Genomic DNA, 18,244 nt, shown 5'->3' with positions numbered 1-18,244 from the left:
GAGCGCGGTGGCCCGCTGGCGGGCCGCTTGCCCTCGCGGCGACGTCAGCCCCCGACCAGGATGACGAGCACGAACTGCTCTTTCGCCCGCGAGATGCCCACCCCGACCTTCGCGCCCGCGGGGAGCTCCCGCCACAGCTCGAGGGTCAGCAGCATGTCGAAGCGCCCGCCGGAGACTTGGTGCTGCTCGAGGCTCGAGAAGCCCAAGGAGGCGATCGCCTCGCGAAAGTCCTGATCGTCCACGGCCGGGCCGACGCCCACGGACGCGTCGGCCCGCTGCTGGGCGAGCTTGGTCAAGCCAGCGTCCCAGCTCAGGGCGCCCACGCCGGCCTCGGCACGCAGCGCGTCGACCCCCTCGACGAGGGCCGGGCCGGGCTTCTCGGGGGCGTCGGCCCCGGGCTTGGCGTAAAAATTCTGGGTCAGGAAGACCGGGCGCGGGGCGTCGGCCGCAGAGGACTCGGGCTCCCCAAAGACCACCCCGATGCCGACGTGGCTGACGTCCTCGGCGAGCAGGTTGGCGCGGTGCCCCGGGCTGTTCATCAGGCTCTCGTGGACGCCCTTGGGCCCGTAGCCACGGGCGACGTTCTCGCGCACCACGACGCCGACGATGCCGGCGTGCTCGAAGCGGGCGGTGGCGTCGCCAGAGGTCGGCGAGACGTGGCCGACGAAGCCGTTTTGGGCCATGTCGGCGCTGTGCGCTGCGGCGACGGCCGCGGCGCGATCGTCCCAGGCCAGCGCGGGCAGCCCCCGGGCCGCGCGGGCCTCGTTGAGCAGATCGAAGTTGCCGCGCACGACGTCGGCGGCGGTGACCTTGGGGCCGAGGCGCTCGTAGACGAAGACGACCTCGCTGGGGCGCTCGACGCCGCAGAACACCCGCAAGTTGGCGACGACCTCGGGGCCGAGGCGGCCGTCGGCGAGGAGCTCGACCTGGTAGATGCCGTCGCCTCCGTCGCAGGGGACGTCGGACTGGATCGAGCCGTCGCTGCCGACCACGGCGGGCAAGCGCGCCCAGTGTCCGCGCGGATCGACACGCTCGATGCGAGGGGCCCGGCGCGCGCCGAGCAGCCGGCCGTCGACGCGCACCTCGCCGCCGGCGGCCACGGTCACGGGGATCGGCGCGAGCTCGATGCCCCGCTCGACCACCCCGACCATCATCCGCGTCTTGCTCCCCCCGTCGACCGCCGCCACGCCCACGCCCACGCGCCAGCGCGCCTGGGGCTGGGTCTCGAGGGTGCGCGAGACCTCCTCGATGATGGCCGCGACGGCGCCGGCGCAGTCGGGCAGCGGCTCGCGGTCACAGCCGTGCTCGCGCCCGGCGAGCTCGACGACGATCACCGCCGGCTGCGGATCCGCGACGCCGTGCCAGGCCATGAGCGCGTCGAGCAGCGTCGGCGGCATGTCGAAGCGGCTCGGGCTGGTCACCGCGAGGTCGCGGACCATGGCCGAGAGCGAGGGGTCGTGGGTCAGCGAGCCGCCAAAGGCGGCCTCGGCCTGAGAGAGGAGCTCGGCCTCGATGGGCGTCAGCGCGTGCTCGCGAGCGACGCCATAGGTCTGCGCCGGCTCACCGCTGGGCCGCGCGGAGGCCTCGATCTCGCGGATGTGCCGGCCCGTGCCCCGGCTGGGGTGTGGGGCCTCGCTGCTCCCCCCGCCGCCACTGGTCCCACGATCGCAGGCGGCCGCGCCCACGGACACCGCGAGGACGAGCAGCGTGGGCAGGAGCGAGCAGAGGCGCGAAGACGGCGATTTCATGGGTCGGTCGGGGTGTCGGAGAGGATGATCCGCGCAGCGTTTTGCCAGGCATGAAAGTCCGGCGCCAGCGTGGGGCTGAGCGCGAGGCCGTGCTGTGCCTCGCGATCGGGCTTCTCGAGGCGAAAGACGTTGCCGCGCAGCACCTGGCCGGGCTTGGGGGGGCACGAGATCTTGGTGTGCGCGCACAATTCGGACCAGGGAAACGCGAGCTCCACGCGCCAACCGCGATCTCCCCCCCGAGGATCGAGGGCGCCGTCGAGGCTCAGGGCGCTGCGCCAGCTGCCGTCCCAGCCCTCGTCGCCCTCGCGGTAGCGAGGGAAGCGGGCGTCGAAGTGGACGCCGCGCGCGGACACCTGATGCTCGAGGTAGCGGCGCGCCGAGTCGTCCGCGGCCCAGAACACCTCGAAGGCTTCCTCTCGATAGAGCGGATCGTCGCGCTCGCGGTGGGGCGCGTAGAGGTCGGGATCCGGGAGCGAGGCGGCGACGTAGAGCTGCGCCTCGTCCCAGGCGAACCACACCTGCGTGGGGCCGCCGAGCCCGGCTTCGAGAGCCTCGTCGGGCTCGCCGTCGAGGCTGGAGAGCAGGCGCGCGGGCGGGCGCATGCGCCAGACGGCCTCGTCGAGCTCACCGTCGAGGGTGATCGTCCCCGGCTCGACGCGCGCGGCCTCGACCGCCGTGGGCTGGCGCTCGACCGGCACGAGGGCCAGCACCGCCCGGCCGCCAATGTGGCGCGTGCCGTCCGAGAGCATCTCCGAGCGCGGGCCCGAGCGCACCCGCAGGTGGCGGTGACCCATGCGCAGCTCGAGCACGATCACGGCCCATGGCGCGTGCCACTCGGGACCCGGCGGCGGCAGCTCGAAGCGCTGCTCACCGTCCACGTCGATCGTCACGTCGATCCAGCGCGCGCGCGGATCTTCGCCCTGACCGGGCTCGCCAAAGGCGACCCCTTGCTCGGCCGCGCCGCGCGGCGGCAGCAGACCCAGGCGACCCTCCGCGCCCGCCAGACCCTCGGTCTCGAAGCGCAGGTGCACCGGCGACGGCGCCTCGCCGTCGACCCGAGTGGGGACCAGCGCGGCCGGCTCGACGCTGACCCCACGCAGCGCGCCGAGGGTGAAGCGGAGCGTGCCGCTGAACGCCTGCACGCCGGATCCGACCGCGCCCTCGCTCCCCTGCGCGGCGCCGTCCCCCGCGTCGAGCGGTCGCTCGACCACGGCGCGACGATCGGCGGGCGCGGCCTCCCCTTCCCCGCAGCTCAGCGCGGCACAAAAGAGCGCGAGCCCGGCGTGGCGCCGGCCGCTGTGCTCGAGCCCTTTGCGGCGCACCACGGCTAGCCTCAGAAGCGGAACACCAGGCCGCTTGCGGGAGAAGGGCCGGCGCCTCCCAGGCGCGCGGCGGCGTCGTCGTCTTCACGGCCGCGAGAGTTGGCCGTGGCGGCGACACCGACGATCGCCCCGGCGGTGGCGACGATCGCCCCCAACGTGACCCAGAAGTACCACTTCTCGATGATCGGCTTGCGCGGCGCGGGTGCGTCGACGACCGGCGGCGGCGCCTCGACCTTGGGCGCGAGGGCGGCCAGGCGATCGCTTCGCTCACGATCGAGGCGCTCGCGATGCGTCGACTCGGGCTCGTCCACGACGCTTCCCCGAGCCGCCTGCTCGAGCTCGGCCCGGGCCGACGCGATCGCCTCGCGCTCGGCCGCGGGCGCGTCCTCGGCGAGGCCAGCTTCCGCGCGATCGAGGGCCGCCACGGCCTGCTCATGGTCGCCGAGGGCCGCCCAGACCTCGGCCTCGAGGCGATGGTTGGCCACGCTGGGATCGGCCTCGCGCAGCGCGACGGCCAGCTCCCGCGCCGTCGTCAGATCCCCGTCGGCCAGCGCGCCCTCGACCGCCGCCGCGCTCGGGGTCACTTCGGCCGCCGCGTCCGCTGGCGCGCTCGGCTCGGCGCTCTCGTCGGGGCTCGGCGCCTCGAGACCTCCCGCCAGCGCGGGCCCAGGGACGGCCAAGGTCAAGCTCATCGCCACCGCGAGCGCGAGCCCGGCGCGGGCAGCTTGGAGTCGCAGATCAGTCGTCATAGACGTCGTCTTTGATGGTGGGCAACCCCGGCATGGGGGCGGTCTCGGGCGCAGGCGCGGTCTCGGGCGCAGGCGCGGTCTCGGGCGCAGTCTCGTCGGGCCGCATGTCTGGGTCGGTCTTTGGAGGCGCGCTTTTTTTGGGCTCGGAGCTTGGAGGCCGCTCGCTCGGCGGCGCGGCTTTTTGGGGCCTCGACGCCGGAGGTGGCGCCTCGACAGGGCTCGGCGCCGGCTCCTCCCCCTCCCCCTCCTTCGTACCCGACTCCTGCTCGCGTTGCTCGCGCTGACCGCCCTCGTCCACCAGGGCGCGCCCCGAGCCGCCCTCGCCCGCCTCCTCCCCGGGCTCCCCGCCCGCGCTCCCCCCGCCCGCGCTCCCGGGATCGCCGGGCTCGAGCGCTGCCCCCTGACCCCTCACTTCCTCGCCCGCGGCCGCCTCCTCCCCGGGCTGCGGCGGCGTCGTCGTGGGCCCCGAAGCGGACGAGAGCAGCGCGATCCCCCCGGCCAGGAAGAGCGCCCCCAGAGCCACGCCCCCCGCGACGATCCACCCGAGACCCCCGCGCGCCTTGGGCCGCTCGGGCGACACCGCGGCCGAAGCTGAGGCCGAAGCTGAAACCGCGCCCGCCTCGTCTTGCGCGTGCCGGTCATGGTCGACGCCAGCGAACACCAGGGTCTCGGCCCCAGCGGCCTCGCGCGAGCCCGTGGACGCCTCGATGATCTGCGTGGAGAGATCGACTGGGGCCGCCTCCCCCTGGCGCGCTGGCCCCGTCGACACGCGCGCCAGGGCCTCGCCCATCCGAGCGAGCATCGCCCGCAGCGACTCCGCGACCTCGGCCGCGCTCGGCCGCGCCTGCGGACGCTTGCTCAGCAGGCGCATGCACAGCGCGGCGACCTCCCCGGGGATCGCCCGCTGGGGGGCGGCCTGACGCGGATCGAGGGGCTCGGCGTGGACGTGCTGCGCCAGGATCCCCATGAAGCTGGCGGCCGAGAAGGGCACGACCCCCGTGAGCAGTTCGTAGAGGATCACCCCCACGCTGTAGACGTCGGCCGCGGGCCGCAGCGTCTCGCCCATGACCCGCTCGGGCGCGAGGTAGTAGGGCGTGCCGAGGATCGTCCCGCGCTGGGTCTCGAAGCCCGGCCCGCCGGCGGTGATCTTGGCGATGCCGAAGTCGAGGATCTTGACGCCCCCGGCCGCGCGCACGAACACGTTCGCGGGCTTGATGTCGCGGTGTACGACCCCGGCCTCGTGGGCCGCGGCCAGGCCCTCGCACAGCTCGGCGAGCACGGCCAGGCCCTCGTCGAGGCGCCCGGGTCGATCCATCCAGTCCTCGAGGGACTCGCCCACGAGGCGCTCCATGACCATGTAGGTCTGGGCCTGGCCGCTCGCGCCCACGTGGGTCGCAAAGTCCGAGACCGCGACGATCTGCGGGGCGCCGACGCGGCTGGCTGCGAGGGCCTCCTGGCGGAAGCGGGCGAGGGCCTCTTCAGAGCCCGCGCCGTCGCGGCGCAAGAGCTTGATCGCCACGCGTCGACCCAAGACGAGGTGCTCGGCCTCGTAGACCCGACCCATGCCGCCCTCGCCGAGCAAGCCGATCACCCGGTAGTGCGCGCCGATCATGGCGCCCGGCGCCAGCGCGGGATCTGGATCCGGGCGATCCTCACTGCCAAAGCGAAAGGGTCGCGTGCCTCGCCCGCCCGCCGAATCCTCGGCCGCCGCGCGTGGGTGAAAGTGTGGGCGCGAGGCCCCCGGATCCTGCTCCGGGTGCTTCGGCAGCCACGCGACCGTGCCCGAGCCCGCCACCGACGCGAGCCTAACACGGCGCGGCCCCCCGCCGACCACGGCGCCAGCGCCCACCCCGAGACCCCCTACGCCAGCTTTGCGAGGCGGCGCAAAATGCTGCTAAAAACTCGCCCCCGTGGCCAAGAGCACGCACAAGCTGGACGCCCTCGCCGCCTTGCTCGAGCGCACCGGCGGCCACCCCAAACGCATCGAGGCCGTGCGCCGCGCCCAGAGCTTTCGCCGGTCCTGGGTCGAGCTCGCCGAGGTCCTGTGTCGGATCCGCGCCGGCTCCCTCTACGAGCAGTGGGGTTACGCCGACTTCCACACCTACTGCCAAGAAGAGCTCACCCTCAAGCGCGCGACCGTCGACAAGCTGACGGTCAGCTACAGCACCCTCGAGCGCCACGCCCCCGACGTGCTCGAGCGCGACGGCATCGCCCGCAAGATCCCCTCCTACGACGCCCTCGACTACTACGAGCGCACGGTCGGAGACCTCGAGCGCTACTCCCAGGTCAGCGACCCGGGCGAGGACGGCGACGGCGAGGCCGCCAACGACGCCCCCCGCCGGCGCGGGCCCGTCCCCCAGGCCCCCTCCCCCGAGCTCCACCGCGAGCTCCAGGACGCCGTGTTCAACGAGGGCCAGCCCCTGGCCGAGCTGCGCAAGCGCTTCGATCCCCACTTCTTCCCGCAGCCGCGGGGCGCCGAGCGCCTCGATCGCATCAAGAAGGCCAACGCCCTCGCCCGCAAGCTGGCCGAGATCCTCGCCGAGATCGAGGACCTGCCCGAGCCCCAGGTGCGCAAGCTCGAGGCCCAGCTCGGCAAGCTGCGCGCGACCTTGGAGGAGCTCGCCGAGCCGCTCAAGGAGAAGGTCGCCCGCGCCCGCGCCCGCGCCGACGTGCGCGCGGAGGAGGCCCGGGCCAGCTTCGCCGAGCAGCTGCGCGAGCAGGCCAACGAGGCCGAGCTCAGCCTCGCCCGCAAGCGCAAGGACAAAGCCAAGGACTCCGCCAAGGCGGGGGATGGGCCGGCGGATCAGGCCCCGCGCAAGCGCAAGCGCGCCAACGAGGCCTGAAGCCGCCTGAAGAGGCCTGAAGCCGCCTGAAAACCGTTAGCATTCCGTGGTGGACGCCGCCCAGAACCTCCGCGCCCGGATCACGCGGCTCCAGCACTGGCTGATCCCCACCGACCCCGAGCACCAGCCCAGCCCGAGCCGGCGCCTGTGGCTGTTGATCGTCTACACGGTGCGCCGGTGGCTGTTCACGGATCGCTGCTCCGCCCTGGCCTCGGGGCTGACCTTGCAAACGATGCTCTCGGTCGTCCCCACGGTCGGGGTCACGGTCTTCTTCATCAGCAAGCTCGACCCCAGCTTTGGCAACCGCTTCGTGCGCCAGACCGCCTTCGCGCTCAGCCCCGAGACCGAGCGCGCCGACGAGATCGCCAACGCCCTCGTCGACCTCGCCGGCGGCGTGAACATCCAAGACCTCGGGCGCTGGGGCCTGCTGGTCGTGGTCGTGCTCGCCTTCTTGCTGTTCTCGACCCTCGAGAAGACCGTCAACCAGATCTGGCGCGTGTCTCGAAACCGCTCGCTGATCGCCAAATTCACGATGTTCTACACCCTGGCGAGCCTGGGGCCGATCGTCGTGTTCTACAGCCTCGCGCAGCCCGTGCTCGCGCGCGTGGGGACCTTGGCGATCACCCCGGTCGTGACCACGAGCTGCGGCCTGATCCTGGTCAATCGCTTCTTGCCCAATCAGACGGTCCGCTGGCGCGCGGCCGTCGTCGGCGGGCTGATCTCGGCGGCGCTCTTCGAGTTCGGCAAGATCGCCTTTGGCCACTACCTGAGCATGGTCGCGATCAACACCTACGAGGGCATCTACGGATCGCTGGCCATCCTCCCCGTGTTCGTGGTCTGGGCCTACGTCAGCTGGCTGATCGTCCTGCTCGGCGCCGAGACGACCTTCGTGGTCCACCACCTCAGCGCCGTCGCCCGCGAGGGCTACGTCCAGCCCAGCCACCGCGTTCAGCGGCGCCTGCTCCCCGCGCCCGGCCGAACCGCGGCCCGCCTGCTCCTGGCGATCGCCGACAACTACGACCGCTCCGCCGAGCTGCGCCGTGCCCACAGCCGCGGCGAGGATGAAAACCCTGACACCCGCCGCCCGGTCGGCATGAGCGTCGACGCGCTCAACGAGCGCTTTCAAATCGGCTTGGCGCCGATCGCAGCGATCACCGATCAGCTCGAGCAAGCCGGGCTGATCGTTCCGCTGAGCCACGACCAGGGCTATGTCCCCGGCCTCCCCCTCGAGCAGATCGAGCTCGCGCGAGTGCTGCACATGTTCGACGGTGGCGACGTCAAGGCCGCCCGCATGGACCCCCTCGCCGAGCTGTTCGAAGAACTCGACCAAAGCCAACAACGGAAAATTGGCGAATTGGACTTTCGGCAGCTGGTCGACATGGAACGGGCCCGGCGCGAGGGTCGGGACAAAGCGGAGCACCGCGTTCGCCGCGGGGCACTCACGAGCGTGAAAAGCTAGGGTTCTAGACCCCTGAACCTGCGTTTCGTCGGTGAACAAGTGGGCGGCTCGACGTCCACGCAGTACGCGAGGTCGCACGTTGCATGACATCAAATTCATGTACTGCACCGACTTGAAGCGTTGGCAGAAACACAAAGACATGTAGACTTGAAGCCATGGCATCCAGTCTTCGGTATTCGACCACGACGGTCCTGACTCTGTGCGCTTCGCTGTTCGCCCTGCCCGCCTGCGGCGACAGCAGCGAAGCCGAGGACGGTCCCAACTACGACAGCACCGACGACGACGTCGGCACCGACAGCTCCACTTCGGCAGGCGAGTCCGGGACCGCCGAGGAGAGCGGCTCGGGCACCGCCGAGACCGGCACCGCCGACGAGACCGGCACCGCCGACGACACCGGCACCGCCGACGACACCGGCACCGCCGACGACACCTCGGGCACCGCCGACGACACCACCACCGGCACCGCCGACGACACCACCACCACCGCCGATAGCGACATGCCTTGTCAGGAGCTCAGCGGTGAGGTCGCCCCGATCCCGCCCGACGTGCTGTTCTTGCTCGACCGCTCGGGCTCGATGACCGAGACCGGCTTCGACGCCCTCGACCCCGACAAGACCCGCTGGCAGTCGCTCTACGAGGCCGTCGAGGGCGTGGTCGACGACGGCGCCGACGAGTACATCGGCTTTGGCGCCAAGACCTTCTCCACCCAGGGCCTGGGCGCCTGCGGTGTGTCCGACGCCCCCGACGTCCCGATCGCGCTCAACAACGCCGCCACGCTCCTCTCCCAGATCCCCGGGCCCATGGAGATCGTCAACGGTGGCACGCCCACGGTCCTCGCCCTCAACAAGACGATGACCTACATGCAGAGCTACGAGTCGGACTCGGACAAGTTCGTCATCCTGATCACCGATGGTCGCTTCGACTGCGTCGAGGACGGCCAAGACGACGCCGCCTTGGCCGAGGCCGTGGGCTACATCGAGACCGCCCTCGCCGACCACGAGATCACCACCTACGTCGTCGGCATCGCGCCCTCGATGTTCAGCGGGATCATGGACCAGCTCAACGCCATGGCCGAGGCCGGCGGCGCGCCCTCGGGCATCCCCGGTCAGGAGTACTACGAGGCCAACGACGCCGACGCCCTCGCGGCGGCCCTCGAGCAGGTCGTCGAGGACAGCTACGGCAAGAGCTGCCTCGTCAACCTCGAGGAGGCGCCCTTCTTCCCCGACTACACCAAGATCGACGTCGACGGCGTGAGCTACGAGCTCATCGACGACTGCGACAGCGAGGACGGCTTCATCTACACCGGCGACGACTACCTCCAGCTCAAGCTCTGCGGTGCGGCCTGCGAGGCCTTCGGCGAGGTTCAGTCGGCCGAGGTTCAGTTCTTCTGCGACCCCGGCTGAGCCGAGGCGCGCTCGACTCGAGCTCGAGCAAGGAAAAAAGGGGAGCGGCCTTCGGGCAGCTCCCCTTTGCTTTTGCGCGCCCTCGCGTCGCGCTCAGTCTTCGCGCGGACGCAGGAAGAACCCGCTGATGCTCGCGCGCACGTTTTGACCCGCCGCCGGGCTGACCCGCGCGACCATGTGCGGCGCCCCAGCCAGGAGCACCAGGCGGTTGGGCTTGGGCATCACGAAGCTCCCGCAGCCGGCGGCCATCAACCGCTCGGAGTAGGCCTCGGTCTCGAAGCGGTAGGCCATGATCGGCAGCTCGCCCTCGCCTTCATCCTCATCCTCGTCCTCGGGATCATCGAGCTCTGCGATCAGCAGCTCGCCGCCCCAGTGCGCGTCCCAGCGCGGGTGGATGTAGTAGATGAAGGCCCCGGCATAGAGCGCGTGATCGTCGACGTGCCACGACAGGCCGGTGCCCCGGGGGTAGACGTAGGCGCGGGCGCTGAGCCGCTCCCAGCTCGGATCGATCAGCCCCGTGAGCAGCTGTGGCCGGGCCTCGAGCCCCGCGAGCACGTGATCGATGGGCGTGCCGCTGCGCTCCTTGGGCGCGAGGCACAGCTCGTCGCCGCCCAGGGGCACGCCGTCGTCGAGCTTCCAGGCGCCCGAGGTCCGGGTCACCGAGCGCAGCGGAGCGAACTGCAGGTCCGTCCAGAGCTCGGACCAGGCGTCATCGTCGAGGAAGTCGTCGACCACGCGAAAGAGCGGGTGCTCGATGTCGGCGCTCATGGTCCCTCGACCACCGTGGTGAAGTCCTCGATCACCAGGTGGCCGCGATCGCGGGCGACCTCGCGGCCCTCGGGCCAGTCGCTGACCCCCCCGACGAACACGAACTCGAGACCGAAGCTCTCGGCCAGCTCCATGTCGAGGCGCGCGTCGCCAAAGAACACGCCCCCGGGGAGCAGCTCGCCGGCCTCGCGCAGGGCCTCGAGGTGCTTTTGCTTGGGCGTGGGGCTGCCGTGGACGCCGCTGACCAGGGCGTCGAGGCCCCGCGCGGCCAGGGCCTCGCGGACCTCGTCTTGATCCCCGCCGCTGACCACGTGCACGGGCACGCGGCGCGCGGCGAAGCCCTCGAGCAGCGCGCGGACGCCGGGGACCTCGGGGCACTCGCGCAGCCCCGCCCGCGACGCGGCGGCGAAGCGCTCGAGGGCCGCCGGGATCGCGAGATCGGGGGCCTCGGCTGGCGCCAGCTCGCGATAGAAGCGCTCGAACTTGGCGTAGCGCGAGACCCCGCCGGTCCGCCGATGTTCCTCGACGAAGGCGTCGACGATGGCCGGATCTTCGCCAGCGAGGGCGGCTCGAAACGCGGCGATCTTGACCGGGTTGGCGTCGAGGATGACGCCGTCACAGTCGAAGATCGCGCAGCTGTACTGATCGCAACGGTCGAGGAGCGTGGCCATCAGATCGCTTCGGACGAGCTTGAAAAGTTGAAGTCGCGGACGACCATGGGGGGGACGACCATCACGCGCCCGCGGCTGTAGACCCGTTGGGGGCGGCCGAGGGCGAGGACGTTGCGCAGCAGGTTCACGGGGCTTTCGTTGTAGCGGAAGTTGTTCAGGGCCGTGGTCAACTTGCCCTGCTCGATCAAGAAGGTGCCGTCGCGGGTCAAGCCGGTGACCAAGAGGCTGCGGCGCTCCAGCATGCGGTTGTACCAAAAGCGGGTCACGAGCACCCCCCGGTCGATCGCGCCCACGAGCTCGAGCAGCTCGAGGCCCTGACCGTCGAGCTGTAGACAGCTCGGCTGCGGGAGCGCGGCGGCCCCGGTCTGCTTGGCCCAGTAGCGCGAGCAGCTCAGGTTGGTGAGCACGCCGTCGGAGATCCAGTCGACGACCTTGTGCGCCTGGCCGTCGTCGGCGAAGGGCTGGGCCGGGTGATCGGGATCCGCGGGGTTGGAGCGCAGGTTGATGCTCGAATGAAAGAGCGGCTCGCCCACGCGGCTGCCGCCCTCGGGGCGCGAGAAGAAGCTGCGGCCCTCGTCGGCCTCGCGGGCGTCGAGGGCCCCGGGCAAGAAGGCGAGCAGGTCGGCCACGGCCTGGGCCTCGAGCACGACCACGTACTCCCCGGGCGCGATGGCCTCGGGCTCCCGCGACATGTCGGCCTTCTCGGCGGCGAGGCTGGCCACGGCGCCCGCGTCGACGCGCTTGGCCACGTGAGCGCTCCCCGCGGCCCAGCCGCTCCCGCGATCGGAGCCGCTGCGGCAAGTGGTGGTCAGCGCGGCCGCGGTGCTCGGCCAGAAGCAAAACGCGCCCGCGCTGGTCGCCACGGCCACGCTGCGCTCGTGGTGGGTATAGAAGCCGGCGACGTCGAGCTGGGCGTCGTCGGCGACCTTCAGGGCCTGCTCGACGGCGGCGGCGCGCTGCTTGGCGCCGAGCTTTGCGGTCGCGGCGTCGTGACCGTCGACCTTCAGGGTCGGCAGCTTGCCCAGAGGCGGCATGTGCTCGGGGTCGATCGGGCTGAGCGCGGCGAGCTCCTCGGCCTCGGCGACCAGGGCCGCGAGCGCGGCCTCGTCGGCGCGGTTGCCCACGGCCGTGGCCGTGCGCCCCTGGATCGAGGCCGTCACGCTGATCGCCAGGGTCTCGACGTCGCCCTCGGTGGTCGCTTGCCCCTGGGCGAAGCGCAGGTTGCCCGCGGCTCGCTTCTCGACGCGGACCACCACCTCCGGGGCCATGGCCGCGCCGAGCACCGTGTCGGTGATCCGCCTGGCCGCGCGCTCGTTCATCGTCGTCATGTCGGAGCGTCCTGTCCCGTGTTCACGATGTTCACGCGAAAGCGCGCCGGCGGGCAGCCGTGGCTGACGGCGTTGCTCTGGCCCGGCTCGCCCTTGCCGTCGCTGAAGCTGCCGCCGAGGCGGTAGCTGCCCTCCCCGCCGAGCATGTCGCAGGATCGCCAAAACTCGAGGGTGTTGGCCTGGTAGGCCACGTCGCGCAGCGGCCTGGCGAGGCGACCGTTCTTGATCTCCCAGAAGAACTGGCCCGAGAACTGGAAGTTATAGCGCTGGTGGTCGATGGACCAGCTCCCGCGCCCGCTGATCAGGATGCCGTCGTCGGTCGCGTTGATCAGGTCCTCGGTGGTGTAGCCCTCCCGGCCCGGCGCGAGCGAGATGTTGGGCATGCGCTGGAAGGCCACGCTGGCGTAGGAGTCGGCGTAGCTGCACGCGTGGCCGTCCTTGTCGCCGGTCTCGTCGCGGATCCACGCGGCCTGCTCGCGGGTGGTCTGCCAGTCGACGAGCTTGCCGCCCTCGACCAGCTTCCAGCGCTCCGTGGCCACGCCGTCATCGTCCCAGGCGCAGGTCGCCAGGCCCCCGGGCTGGGTGCGATCGGCGACGAAATTGATGTGCTCGCCGCCGAGCTCGAGGGCGCCGGTCTGCGCCGGATCCAGGAAGCTGGTCCCGGCGAAGTTGGCCTCGAGGCCGAGGGCGCGATCGAGCTCCGTGGAGTGACCGATGCTCTCGTGGATCGTCAGCCACAGGTTGCTGGGCGCGAGGATCACCGTGCGCTCGCCCGGCTCGACCGGGGCGGCGTGGAGCTTGCGCAGCGCGTCCTCGCCGATCTGGCCGGCGTCGGCGACGAGCTGGCTGTCCTCGACGTGCTCCCAGCCCGCGAGCATCGGGGCGATCTCGTGGTCGCGGCTGGCGAAGCGCCCGCGCCGGCGATCGACCGCGACCGCGCTGAGCTTGGGCATGATCCGAAACAGCAGCTGATGGATGCGCGCGCCCTCGGAGCTGAGCAGCAGCTTCTCCTCGCGCTGGATGTCGACGAAGGCCGAGGCGTGGTCGACCCCGGCCACCGCCAGCGCGCCCTTGCAGGCGGCGATCAGCAGGTCGGCCTTGTCACCCGGCGAGATCGAGAAGGGATCGACGCGATGCGGCGCGACCCAGCTGCCGACGATCGCGGCCACGGACGCGAGCTCGACCGGGCGCTGGCGCAGGCTCGCGTCGAGCTTGGCGGCGGCGACGGCCTTTTGGGCCAGGGCGTCGATCTGCTTGGGCTTGCTGGGATCGAGGCGGTGGCTGGCCGCGAAGCCCCAGGCCCCGTCGGCGAGCACCCGCAGGCCCAGGCCGTACTCGCTGCTGCGTCGGACATCCTCGACGTGGTCATCGCGGACCGCGACCCGCTCGCGTCGCCACAGCACCAGGCGCGCGTCGGCGTAGCTCGCCCCCGCCGCCTTCGCGGCGTCCACGGCCCGAGCCGCGAGGGCCTCGTCGGCGAGCAGGGGGCTCGACGAGAGCAGCGACGCGTCGGCGCTGGCCGGCGGCTTGACCGGCGCCGGCGCCCGGCTGCCCGGCGGATCCGCGTGCGCCCGCCGAGGGGTCCACAGCGTCCCCGCGCCTGCGGCCGCGCCGGCGCTGCGCAGGAAGCTGCGTCGAGAGGTCGACATCGGCGCCATGATAGCGCCGGGGCGCCGCGAGGGGAGCCCGGCAGCGATCGCGGACACAGCGCAGCGTGCCAAAACGCCACTCGGACCCCGCCAGAGGGCCTCCGACGCCCGCGCAGGGGCAAAACGAAACAAGCTTGGGTCCCCGACGTATCCGAACCTTCAGCCAGGAGAATAGCCATGAACCGTAGCTCCACGTTGATCCTCGCCTCCTTGCTCCTCGGCGCCACCGCCTGTGACAAGGCCGAGCAGCCCGCGGCCAAGCAGGCCCAGGCCGACGCCCCCGTGCCCGCCGAGCCCGAAGTCGAGGCCCCCGCCCCCGCCGAGGCTCCCGCCGCGACCGTGGCCAGCGGCCTCGCCCCCGGCATGCGCTTCGCCGCCTTCGAGATCCTCAACTGCGAGACCGGGGATCAGTACTGCCAGGTCTGCAAGTACGGACCCAACCCCAAGATCATGGCCGTCGGCACCATCGACGACGCCGACTTCCAAGAGGACCTCGAGCAGCTCGACGCCCTCGTCGCCAAGCTCGGGAACGATCGCGTCAAGGCCTTCGCCGTGATCGCCGAGGAGAAGGACGGCGCCCTCGTCACCCCCGTGGCCGACAAGGACGCGCTCCTGGCCAAGGCCAAGGCCATGCGAGAGGAGCTCGGCATCTCCATGCCCGTGGTCCTGCCCGCGCCCAAGGGCGACGGCCAAAACGGGACCTTCGAGGACCACTACAAGATCTCCAAGAGCCGGACGATCATGTTCGCCGACGGCAAGAACGAGGTCCACTACAGCGAGGTCGCGCCCAGCGACTACGCCGGCCTCGAGACCAAGATCGGCGAGGTCGTGGGCTGAGGCTCAGCGCCAGTCCCCGAGGCACTCGCCGGCCTCGGGGATGCTCTGCGCCAGGCGCAGGCACCAAGACAGCCCCACCCCGCGCAGCAGCCCGCGATCGCGAGCAGCCTCGAGCCGCGCCCGACAGGTCTCGCGCTCGGCTGCGCCCGGCGACTCCCCAGCTGCGCGCGCGAAGCCCTCGAGGCGAGCACAGCTCGCGTCCACCGAGGGCGCCGCGATCGCCAGGACCAACGCGCTGATCGACGCGAGCAGCACGACCCCCCCGAGCGAGGCGAGGGCGAGCTTGGGGGCGCCCGTCAGCGAGCGGGCCCGCTCGAGGAGCGCTCCGAGCACGGGGCAGACGGTAGGCGCCGCGCCGGCCGACGTCGACCCGCTCCGCCGACACCTGGCGACTTTTCCGGAACACCCCGACCATGGTTTCGAACCCAAGGACGGATCGCCCGCCCTGCGCCCCGCGACGACCCCCGACGACGCCCATGTCCTTCTCCCGCACCACGAGCCTTCGCCTCACTCCTCTTTTCTTGCTCTCCCTCGGCATCGGCGCTGGCCTCGGCCTGTCCGCCTGCAAGGCCGAGCCCAGCGCCGACGAGCCCGAGGCGGGCGCCGAGCGAGCGCCGAGCGCGGCGCGAGACGATCGAGACGACGCGCCGCACGTGCGCATCGAGCTCGGCTGGGTCAGCACGGCCCAGCGCGAGGCCCTCGCCGCCCGCCTCGGGCCGAGCTCCCCTGTCGCCGAGGCCGACGCGCTCCTCGCCGTCCGCCACGAGATCGATCCCCACTGGCACATCTACTGGGAGAACCCCGGCGACTCCGGGCTGCGCACGCGCCTGAGCGTCCCCGTGGAGGCCCCCCTCAACGCCGGCGAGGTCCTCTATCCCGGCCCCGATCGCTTCGAGTCCGAAGGTGGCCTGCAGTCCTTTGGCTGGGAGAAGGAGGCCGTGCTCTTCGTGCCGATCTTCGGCGCGGCCGCGGACGAGCGCACCTTGACCGTGACCAGCCGCTGGCTGGCCTGCCTCGAGAGCTGCATCCCCGGGGAGAGCGAGGCGATCATCTCCACGGCCGCGCTCGTCGAGGGCGCCGAGGACTCCGAGCACGACCCGCGCTGGGAGGCGATGCTCGCCCGCATCCCCGAGCCTGTCGGCGACAGCCTCGACGCGCGCTGGCGCGGCGCCGGGGCCGTCGAGCTGCGCAACCCGGCCGGCGGCGCCCTCGAGATCGAGGCCTTCTTCCCCTACGCCAGCGAGGCGCCGATCTACACCGGCCTGACCCCCGGCGACGCGGGGGGCGAGCTCGCGGCCACCTTGAACTACAGTCTCCCAGCCGACCGCGCCGAGCTCCCCGCGAGCCAAGGCGTGCTGCGTGTGCACGACGGCCAGGCGCAGCGCTGGCTCGAGCTCTCCCTCCCCTGGCCGACCAACTGATCACCACGCCCATGTTCACGATCCACCAGACCACCTCCTCGATCGCCCTTTGCGTCGGGCTGCTCTCGCTCGCCGCCTGCAACAGCAGCAACACGCCCGAGAGCAAGGACGAGCCGGCCGCCGACGCCAAGCCAGAAGCCGACGCCAAGCCCGACGCCGACGCAGCCAAGCAGGCCGACGCGAGCGCCGACGCCGACGCCCCCGAAGGCTACGAGCCGCTGCTGACCGCCGCGCTCGGCGAGCTCGCGGCCGGCAGCGCGATCGCCACGGCCGAGACCAAGTCCTACGGCTGCTCGGTAAAGTACGGCGACGCCAACGGCGAGGCCACGGCCAAGGTCGGCGAGCCCGCGCCGGCCTTCACCCTGCCCCAGGTCGACGGTGAGGAGATCTCGCTGTCCGACTTCGCGGGCAAGACCGTCGTCCTCGAGTGGTTCAACCCCGACTGCCCCTTCGTCAAATACGCCCACGGCGAGGGCCCGCTGAAGACCATGGCCGCCGAGCAGACCAAGGCCGGCGTCGTCTGGCTGGCGATCAACTCGGGCGCCCCCGGCAAGCAGGGCCACGGCGCCGAGCGAAACCGCGAGGCCGCCGCGGACTGGGGCCTCGAGCATCCGATCCTCCTCGACGAGTCCGGCGAGGTCGGCAAGCGCTACGGAGCCAAGACCACGCCGCACATGTTCGTGGTCGACGGCGAGGGCAAGCTGGTCTACGCCGGCGGCCTCGACAACGCGCCCCTCGGCCAGGTCGAGTAGGACCCGGGTCGAGCCGGCTCAAAAAGGAATGAGGCAGGTCTCCTGCGGGAGACCTGCCTCATTGAGCCCGGTAGGACTCGAACCTACGACCAACGGATTAAAAGTCCGTCGCTCTACCAACTGAGCTACGAGCCCGGATTGAAGAAGCGACCCCTACGGGATTCGAACCCGTGTCGCCGGCGTGAAAGGCCGGTGTCCTAGGCCTCTGGACGAAGGGGTCTCGAGAGCCGGGCCGGGGGGTTTTACATGCTGCCAGGTCGCCTCGCAAGCGATTCGAGCTGGAAAAGTCCCCCCCAAGCATCGGGAACATCGGGAAGCATCGAGAGGTGTCGGCCCCTTCGCCTGCCCCCTTCGCGCGGACGCGAAGGGAAGGACGAAGGAGCCGAACCATGCGGGCGAAGCCGCCCTTCGACTCACTGCGGCGCGAGGAAGGACATGCGCTTGGCCGACTCGCGGAAGGTCTCCTTGAGCGCGTTCCAGGCGTTGGGGTGCGTCTCGTAGACGATCGCGTACATCATGTCGTTGGCGGCCTGGAGCTTGAAGAGCGCGCGGGCCGGCTCGTTCTTGCCCATCTCGGGCTGCGCGGGCATGTCGATGACGGCCACGTAGGTGCGGGCCTTGTCGTCGATCTGCTCCTCGGACAGCGAGCCGCCCACGTAGCCGAAGGCCTCGAGGGTCTCGTCGCGGTAGGTGGCCATGTCCTTGTCCTTCTCCTCTTGGAAGGCGGACATCGCCATGAAGGTGATCAGCGCGCCGGGGATGTCCTCGACGCAGGAGACCGACTCGACCTCGGAGGCGATGCGGACGAAGCCGGGGTTCATCTCGACGAAGTTGTCCTCCGTCACGCCCCTGGGCAGACGGATGAGCACGGTGTCCTCGAAGTAGGGCGCGGGGTAATCCGCGACCTCGGCAGCGCAGACCTTCGTGGTGGGATCCTCGGCGTTGCTGCCGGCGTCCTCACCACCCTCGCCCGCGTCTTCGGACTTGTCCTTGTTCTTGTTCTTGGCCTTGCCCTTGCCGGCGTCGGCAGAGGCGTCGCCCTCATCGGGGGGCGTCGTGCCCTTGGGGCTCTTGTCGCAAGCGGTGACGAGGCACAGGGAGAGGATCAACGAAGAAATGAAGGCGGAACGAATCACGGGTGGGTTCTCCTGGGACGGCGCATTCTTGCCAGGTCACGCGGTGAGATTCAAGCGTTCGCGTGACTTGGCGCTGGGGGAGCGCACCCCCCGTCGGCGCCGAAGTAGCGACGAGGTGTGCGGTGCTGGCAACGTCTAGAGACGCCCGGAGGCTTTCG

16 protein-coding genes and 2 tRNA genes are annotated in these 18,244 nt (G+C 71.4%); 6 read left to right on the top strand and 12 right to left on the bottom strand.

Annotated elements, in window-relative coordinates; genetic code table 11:
* Positions 1-44: 44 nt before the first annotated feature.
* From G6O69_RS25985 to G6O69_RS25970, 4 genes are read right to left on the bottom strand one after another with little or no spacing between them, the layout of a single operon-like run.
* Positions 45-1,748, bottom strand: a complete 1,704-nt coding sequence (locus G6O69_RS25985) for a CAP domain-containing protein (protein WP_172306194.1) — start codon at positions 1,746-1,748, stop codon at positions 45-47.
* Positions 1,745-3,073: a carbohydrate-binding family 9-like protein gene (locus tag G6O69_RS25980; protein WP_176397094.1), complete on the bottom strand. Its 1,329-nt coding sequence runs from the start codon at positions 3,071-3,073 to the stop codon at positions 1,745-1,747. The genes G6O69_RS25985 and G6O69_RS25980 overlap by 4 nt, the downstream gene beginning before the upstream one ends.
* Before the next feature lie 8 nt (positions 3,074-3,081).
* Entirely contained in the window at positions 3,082-3,819 is a 738-nt protein-coding gene (locus G6O69_RS25975; RefSeq protein WP_172306192.1) for a hypothetical protein, read from the bottom strand.
* On the bottom strand, positions 3,809-5,614 hold the full coding sequence (locus G6O69_RS25970; RefSeq protein ID WP_172306191.1) for a serine/threonine-protein kinase: 1,806 nt from the start codon (positions 5,612-5,614) through the stop codon (positions 3,809-3,811). The genes G6O69_RS25975 and G6O69_RS25970 overlap by 11 nt, the downstream gene beginning before the upstream one ends.
* Before the next feature lie 115 nt (positions 5,615-5,729).
* On the opposite strand from G6O69_RS25970, the gene G6O69_RS25965 reads away from it, so the two are divergent.
* The 3 genes from G6O69_RS25965 to G6O69_RS25955 all read left to right on the top strand — a co-directional run bounded on the left by G6O69_RS25965 (position 5,730) and on the right by G6O69_RS25955 (position 9,524).
* Positions 5,730-6,662 (top strand): hypothetical protein, encoded by a 933-nt coding sequence (locus G6O69_RS25965; RefSeq protein ID WP_172306190.1) that lies wholly within the window; start codon positions 5,730-5,732, stop codon positions 6,660-6,662.
* Positions 6,663-6,711: 49 nt separating this feature from the next.
* Positions 6,712-8,121 carry a YihY/virulence factor BrkB family protein gene (locus G6O69_RS25960; RefSeq protein ID WP_172306189.1) on the top strand — a complete coding sequence of 470 codons (1,410 nt, stop codon included), beginning with the start codon at positions 6,712-6,714 and terminating at the stop codon, positions 8,119-8,121.
* Positions 8,122-8,276: 155 nt separating this feature from the next.
* Positions 8,277-9,524, top strand: a complete 1,248-nt coding sequence (locus G6O69_RS25955; RefSeq protein WP_172306188.1) for a vWA domain-containing protein — start codon at positions 8,277-8,279, stop codon at positions 9,522-9,524.
* Between the two features lie 93 nt (positions 9,525-9,617).
* On the opposite strand, the gene G6O69_RS25950 is transcribed toward G6O69_RS25955, so the two are convergent.
* The 4 genes from G6O69_RS25950 to G6O69_RS25935 are packed head-to-tail and all read right to left on the bottom strand — an operon-like array spanning position 9,618 to position 13,940.
* The gene (locus G6O69_RS25950) at positions 9,618-10,292 is read right to left on the bottom strand and encodes a 2OG-Fe(II) oxygenase (RefSeq protein ID WP_172306187.1); all 675 of its coding nucleotides are present in this window, start codon (positions 10,290-10,292) and stop codon (positions 9,618-9,620) included.
* The gene (locus G6O69_RS25945; protein ID WP_172306186.1) at positions 10,289-10,963 is read right to left on the bottom strand and encodes an HAD family hydrolase; all 675 of its coding nucleotides are present in this window, start codon (positions 10,961-10,963) and stop codon (positions 10,289-10,291) included. Before G6O69_RS25945 ends, G6O69_RS25950 begins: the two co-directional genes overlap by 4 nt.
* Complete coding sequence (locus G6O69_RS25940; protein ID WP_172306185.1) at positions 10,963-12,291, bottom strand: metallopeptidase TldD-related protein; 1,329 nt, start codon at positions 12,289-12,291, stop codon at positions 10,963-10,965. The genes G6O69_RS25945 and G6O69_RS25940 overlap by 1 nt, the downstream gene beginning before the upstream one ends.
* Complete coding sequence (locus tag G6O69_RS25935) at positions 12,288-13,940, bottom strand: TldD/PmbA family protein (RefSeq protein ID WP_172306184.1); 1,653 nt, start codon at positions 13,938-13,940, stop codon at positions 12,288-12,290. Before G6O69_RS25935 ends, G6O69_RS25940 begins: the two co-directional genes overlap by 4 nt.
* Positions 13,941-14,117: 177 nt before the next feature.
* Between G6O69_RS25935 and G6O69_RS25930 the strand changes: the two genes are divergently transcribed.
* On the top strand, positions 14,118-14,777 hold the full coding sequence (locus G6O69_RS25930) for a hypothetical protein (protein WP_172306183.1): 660 nt from the start codon (positions 14,118-14,120) through the stop codon (positions 14,775-14,777).
* Positions 14,778-14,780: 3 nt separating this feature from the next.
* Here the strand turns inward: G6O69_RS25930 and G6O69_RS25925 are convergent, their stop codons facing one another.
* A complete protein-coding gene (locus tag G6O69_RS25925) occupies positions 14,781-15,110 on the bottom strand; it encodes a hypothetical protein (RefSeq protein WP_172306182.1) in 330 nt (109 codons plus the stop codon).
* Between the two features lie 143 nt (positions 15,111-15,253).
* Between G6O69_RS25925 and G6O69_RS25920 the strand changes: the two genes are divergently transcribed.
* Entirely contained in the window at positions 15,254-16,198 is a 945-nt protein-coding gene (locus G6O69_RS25920) for a protein-disulfide reductase DsbD domain-containing protein (protein ID WP_172306181.1), read from the top strand.
* Positions 16,199-16,209: 11 nt separating this feature from the next.
* Positions 16,210-16,950 carry a redoxin family protein gene (locus G6O69_RS25915; protein WP_255215876.1) on the top strand — a complete coding sequence of 247 codons (741 nt, stop codon included), beginning with the start codon at positions 16,210-16,212 and terminating at the stop codon, positions 16,948-16,950.
* 62 nt (positions 16,951-17,012) lie between these two features.
* On the opposite strand, the gene G6O69_RS25910 is transcribed toward G6O69_RS25915, so the two are convergent.
* From G6O69_RS25910 to G6O69_RS25900, 3 genes are all read right to left on the bottom strand, one after another.
* Positions 17,013-17,085: transfer RNA gene (locus tag G6O69_RS25910), tRNA-Lys, on the bottom strand.
* Positions 17,086-17,097: 12 nt separating this feature from the next.
* Positions 17,098-17,170, bottom strand: a tRNA-Glu gene (locus G6O69_RS25905).
* 193 nt (positions 17,171-17,363) lie between these two features.
* Entirely contained in the window at positions 17,364-18,086 is a 723-nt protein-coding gene (locus G6O69_RS25900; RefSeq protein WP_172306180.1) for a hypothetical protein, read from the bottom strand.
* Between the last annotated feature and the right edge of the window lie 158 nt (positions 18,087-18,244).

Source organism: Pseudenhygromyxa sp. WMMC2535 (assembly GCF_011083025.2).
This window is presented reverse-complemented; position numbering and strand designations above follow the sequence as displayed.